Origin of the sequence: Mycobacterium sp. D16R24 (assembly GCF_002013385.1) — a bacterium.
In the GTDB taxonomy this organism is placed as follows: Bacteria; Actinomycetota; Actinomycetes; order Mycobacteriales; family Mycobacteriaceae; genus Mycobacterium.
Map to the genome: position 1 here is coordinate 1 of NZ_MAEV01000056.1, position 4,946 is coordinate 4,946.

General features: G+C 60.3%; 4 protein-coding genes and 1 pseudogene. 4 read left to right on the plus strand and 1 reads right to left on the minus strand.

The genetic code is table 11. From position 1 onward, the window contains the following. From B4383_RS27340 to B4383_RS26060, 4 genes and pseudogenes are all read left to right on the plus strand, one after another. Window positions 1-1,455, plus strand: a pseudogene (locus B4383_RS27340) (YIP1 family protein); the annotation flags it as partial. Between the two features lie 831 nt (window positions 1,456-2,286). Next, the gene (locus B4383_RS27345) at window positions 2,287-2,736 is read left to right on the plus strand and encodes a colicin D domain-containing protein (RefSeq protein ID WP_286150785.1); all 450 of its coding nucleotides are present in this window, start codon (window positions 2,287-2,289) and stop codon (window positions 2,734-2,736) included. Continuing rightward, the gene (locus B4383_RS26055; protein ID WP_078294672.1) at window positions 2,737-3,078 is read left to right on the plus strand and encodes a colicin immunity domain-containing protein; all 342 of its coding nucleotides are present in this window, start codon (window positions 2,737-2,739) and stop codon (window positions 3,076-3,078) included. Window positions 3,079-3,445: 367 nt separating this feature from the next. Further along, a complete protein-coding gene (locus B4383_RS26060) occupies window positions 3,446-4,315 on the plus strand; it encodes an alpha/beta hydrolase (protein ID WP_078294671.1) in 870 nt (289 codons plus the stop codon). Between the two features lie 155 nt (window positions 4,316-4,470). Here the strand turns inward: B4383_RS26060 and B4383_RS26065 are convergent, their stop codons facing one another. Continuing rightward, window positions 4,471-4,821 carry a hypothetical protein gene (locus B4383_RS26065; protein WP_078294670.1) on the minus strand — a complete coding sequence of 117 codons (351 nt, stop codon included), beginning with the start codon at window positions 4,819-4,821 and terminating at the stop codon, window positions 4,471-4,473. Window positions 4,822-4,946: the final 125 nt, after the last annotated feature.

The following is a 4,946-nucleotide window of genomic DNA, read 5'->3' on the forward strand; positions in this document are numbered from 1 at the left end:
ATCGGCTCGAATCTGGGTTGGTGGAAAGGTCTGACTGGCCTGTACAAGTGGGCCACCGCCGCCTCCCAGAAAGCTACTGCGGCAGCCGGTGTTATCGCGGTACTGCTGTTCTCGGCAAGCGGACTCGGCCTGGGTTGGTTCACCCCAGCCACGGTGCCGCAAGCCCACGCGGCGTGCCCGCCCGATTGTGGTGGCCCGGGCGGCAGTGACGGTCCGCCTGGGGGTGGGCAGATGTTTCAGCCGCCCAGTCAAGGTGGTCCGCAGATGCCGGACTATCAGGGCGGGATTAATCAGCCGCCGATGGATCAAAACGGCTCGATCTCGATCTACAACACGCAGGCGCCTTCGATCAGCAATAACGGCGCTAATGGGTCCAGTGGGCAGCAGGGTCCTCAGCAGGGGTGGGATCAGCCCGCACATGGAACCCAACCCCCGAATTACCAGAACGCGACTCCGTATACCCAAGGACCGGGCAGGCCGAATCCAGATTTCAACGGCGGACAAACCAACCCCGGATCGCAAGGCGGGCAAGCCAACCAGGGTGCACCACAACAGCAGCCGCCTGCCAACCAGGGCAGTCAGCAGCCACCATCACAGAGCAACTCTGGTCAACAGCCATCGCAGAATCAGCCGCCCCAACAGAACACGGAGCAGCCGAGCCAGTCCGATCGGCAGCGCATCGATGACCTCACCCGCCAGTTGCAGGAGGAACAGCAGCAGTCCGGCCAGGACCGCCAGCGTATCGATGACCTGACTAAGCAGCTGCAGCAGAACAAACAGAACAAGAAGCAGGACTTGCCGAGGTTCCCGTCCAAGGACAAGAAGAAAGACGACAAGGACGAGCAGGACGACCGCGACGATCAGTCGCAGAACACCGACCTGGCTTCGCTGCTGCTAGGTGCGGCTTCTTCGCGTCGCCGCAAGGAAGATGATCAGCAGCAGCCCCAACAGCAGCAGAAGGGTCCGGATACGCAGGCGTTGGCGCAAGACGGCGTGCAAGCGGCACAAGGTCTTCCGGGGGATATCCAGACGTACGTGCAGTCGGGGCAGCAGATCGGCGAATCGTCTGGTCAGGCCGCGCAGGGCTTCGGATCTGCAGCTCAGGCTGGTGCCTCGCTGGCTTCGTCGGCGCAGTCTGGTGCAGTCAACCCGCAGGACGCGATCACTTTGGTACAGGGCATATCCCAGGGTGTGCAAGGCACTGCCGACGCGATCAACGCGGGCAGCCAGATCGTGAAAACAGCGCAGGGAGAAGCCGACCAAGTCGCCCAGGCGGTTGGCGACGCCAACCCGCAACTCAAACCCCAGATGGATCAGGCACGCCAGCTCAACCAGCAAGCCGGACAGATCACTGACCTCGTCGGCCAAGGATCCCAACTCACCTCACAAGGCGCCGGTGCCGTTAACACGGTCTCCAGCCTGGGAACTTCCGGCATGCCTGACACCTCGGGTGCCACGGACGCGCTGTCAGGGACCGCGACGAACGTGTCTCAGGCATCGCAGGTCAAGCCGATTGAATTCCAGTCCGGACCGCTTCCCCGCGATGTCCCCACACCGACACCTACGCCGGCACCATCTAATGGTTCGGTGCAGGCCCTCGACAACGGCACACCGAAACCACCGCCTTCTCCTTCGCCTAAGCCGGGTGAGCCGGGCTTCATCGGCCCGGTCGAAGTACGCGGGCAAGGCCCGACAAGCAGTCAGGTCGGCAATGAATACCTGAATCCCTCGGCCAGGCCAGGACATCCGACGCTGTGGCCAGATGGTTCGCGCTCGGAAATGAGCCAATCGGGGGTGTTGTCGATTATCGGGCGTGACGGTAATCCGTTAATGCCCGCACGCCAGATTCCTCTTCAGGCCCCTACCGCGTCGAGTAGCGAGTTGCTCGATTTCGCTCCAGGACTGAGCTATTCGGGAGATAAGACCCCGGTGCCCGGTTTTGCCGGGATCACCCAGCGCCAACTGGTCGATCAGTATGGGGTGCCGCAGGGCAAGATGTCGTTCAACGCTGACGGCACTCCGGGTGTGATGGATCGTGGCCAGATGCGGGTGGTGGACAGCAATAACAAGCATCAGTGGTTCTGGCCCAATGGTCTTGCCGCTGATCAGATGCGGCCCGGTAAGACCCAGCCGCTGCTGGGCGATTTGGACAAGGATGCCAACTTCCTGGCCAACATGATCGTGCCTGCTGAGGCGGTCACAAATCTGACGCACTGGGAAGACATCAGCACCGGCGAGAAAGTCATCTCCGGTGCTGAAGTGGTGTTCAGCGTCCCCGGTGTCGGAATGATCGGCAAGATTGGATCAAAGTTCTACAGGCTGTTCAAACCTGCCGAAGAGGCCGCCAACGTGGCAAAGCCAGCCGCCGAAGCAGCCACGCAAGCAGCTTCGAGCGTCCTCGGAAAGGGCGTCAAGACCCATTCGGGGGTGCCTCAGGTAAGTATTCCGACCCAACAGTTGCAGAAGAAGTTCAAACACGCTTCAGACTTCGGCGTGACGGGGAACTACAACACGCAGAACGCGCAGCTATTTCAAAAGGCGGTAGAAGACTTTATGGCGAATCCAAGTACTATTCACATAGACGGATTCTATCGTCGAGGGGAGTCTCCTGCGATCCTGAGCGTAAATCCGACAACCGGCCTTACAGCGGTTCTTCACCCAAACGGTGAGTTCTGGACCGGATGGAAGCTCGGTCTTGACCAGCTGGCGCACGTCCTACAGGAAGGGGCCCTATAAATGTCAACTTCGTTATTAGATCCGACGTTCCTTGCTCTCCTGAAGAACCTGGATCTCTTCATAGCGCAAGAAATTACTCCTGGTGAATTCGAGACTCGGTTCATACAAGGAAATGGCGAGTTGCTCCGCCAAACCTTGGATGGATACAAGTTCAGCTATGACACATACATGAGTCTCTTCTATGTAGTTGACGATTACGTTGAGGATCCTGATCTACGGACCGAGCCCGAAGACCTGGGTGATGACGACCTGCGTGAAGCAGCTGTCGCAGCGCGTGCACGCTTCAACGACGAGCTTGCTGCATTGAGACTCGATACCTACGGCCACCCGTTAACAGATTAGGTCGCGAGCTGAGGGTGCCCCGGAGTGGTGATTGATTGGTCCTGTATGGATTGCGGTGTCGATACTGACAACATCGACGGCCAGGGCCATGACGAGTACTACATGATCCATGACGATCTTTGGCTCAGTATCTACCTCGATCGTGCCGGGTACCTGTGTATCGCATGCGTGGAGGAGCGTCTTGGTCGACATCTGACTCCTGCGGATTTCACAGATGTGTCGCGCCGTACGCCGGTCCGATGCGGAAGCAGCGGAAGTGCTGAGAAAAACGACAAAGGCGCCTGGCCGAGTCCAGCCCCTTCGTCCGCGCTGCACTTACTGTTCGTGTTGGGATTGGCCGCAGGCGGTTTGGGATGGAGGACTGCAGATGGCGCACACCCTTGGTCAACGCGCCATGGCGCGGCTCGCCGATGGGCGGGCACTGCACTACATGCGCGGCGGTGCCGGCGAGCCGACAGTGGTGTTCGAATCGGGTTTGGGGGCTTCTCGGTCGGAGTGGGGGCTGGTGGCGCCCCTTGTTGCACAGCATTTCTCGACCGTGGTCTATGACCGCGCCAATCTGGGCCGTAGCGATCCCGATGACGCGCCCCGCACTCTGGAGCGCCTGACGAGCGATCTCTGCGAATTGTTGACGGCGCTCGACCGCGGCCCGTACATCCTGGTGGGCCACAGCTACGGAGGGACGATCGCACTAGCTGCCGCGTTACAGGATCGGTCGCACGTTGCGGGCTTGGTGCTGGTAGATCACTCCGACGAACACGTGAATGTCTGCTGTGGATCCCCGCTCAAACAACTGCGCCGGATCGCAGCCGCAGGTCGCTGGTTCGTCGGTCTGCTGCGCCGTTTGCACCTGGTGACGCTGGCGGTCCGTCGTGCCGCGCCGGGGATGCCAGCCGACGTGGTGCACGATCTGGTCGCTGAAGATCTGACGGTGGACGCCGAGGGCGCGGCTGATGCCGAGGAGAGGTTCTTCATCGAGGGATTGCAGAGTCTGCGTCGCCGAGGCCACGATCTGGGCGCTATGCCCGTGACCGTGATTTCGGGAACCAAGACCACACCGTGGGACCGATCCCTCCGTACGGAATTTCTTAAGGCACATCGGCTTACGGCCGCACATCTTCGTGCCCGACATGTGCTGGCCAGAAAATCCGGTCACCTCGTGGTGTTCACCGAACCGCAGCTGATCGCCGACGAGATCGTGCGCATCGCTGCGCGCATAGCACCCGAATCAGCGTAATCGCCCGGACAATGCTGGGCATTCTTGTCGACGATCGGACGCGGTCGGGCGTGCAGCTCCTGCGCCGAAATAATTGTGATGCAAGAACATTCGCCCGCCAGCCCGCCGCACGGATGACCAGCGCGGCGGGGCCGAGCGGGTGGCCTCGTTATCGCCTAGGCCACAAAGACAGCAAGTTGCACCCTAATGTCGACTCCGAAGTCGATGAATCCGCGGACTCGGACGCCGCCATTCTCAGGCACAACATTGTGGACCTGGCAGACGGCGTTGCCCTGAAAGGGCACATCTTGGGCGTTTACTTCCGAAGTGGACACCATGACCACGCTGAACGGGCCCACTCCCGGAATGGCCAGACGAGTTCGATACCCGCCGTGGGATGTAACAACAAACCGCTTCACGATTGCCTGAACATCGGCCTCTTGGCGGTCTTCTTCTCCCGCAGCTTCCAACGGCTCGGCCACCGTGTCAGTGAATGTTGTCTCGGAAACCTTCTCGCTAGTTGTCATTGTTCCTCCATGAATCGATGACGTCGGCAGAAATTGCGCGGTGCACAATTCCCAATGGGCCCTTTAAAGTTGGACCCCACGACGATCTCAGGCGCGAGTAGTTGGCTACCCGAGTGTCAGAGGTA

Bases quoted from the DNA above. Each gene is read 5' to 3' on its own strand.
- B4383_RS27345 (WP_286150785.1), top strand. From the start codon at position 2,287: ATGATCGGCAAGATTGGATCAAAGTTCTACAGGCTGTTCAAACCTGCC.
- B4383_RS26055 (WP_078294672.1), top strand. From the start codon at position 2,737: ATGTCAACTTCGTTATTAGATCCGACGTTCCTTGCTCTCCTGAAGAAC.
- B4383_RS26060 (WP_078294671.1), top strand. From the start codon at position 3,446: ATGGCGCACACCCTTGGTCAACGCGCCATGGCGCGGCTCGCCGATGGG.
- B4383_RS26065 (WP_078294670.1), bottom strand. From the start codon at position 4,821: ATGACAACTAGCGAGAAGGTTTCCGAGACAACATTCACTGACACGGTG.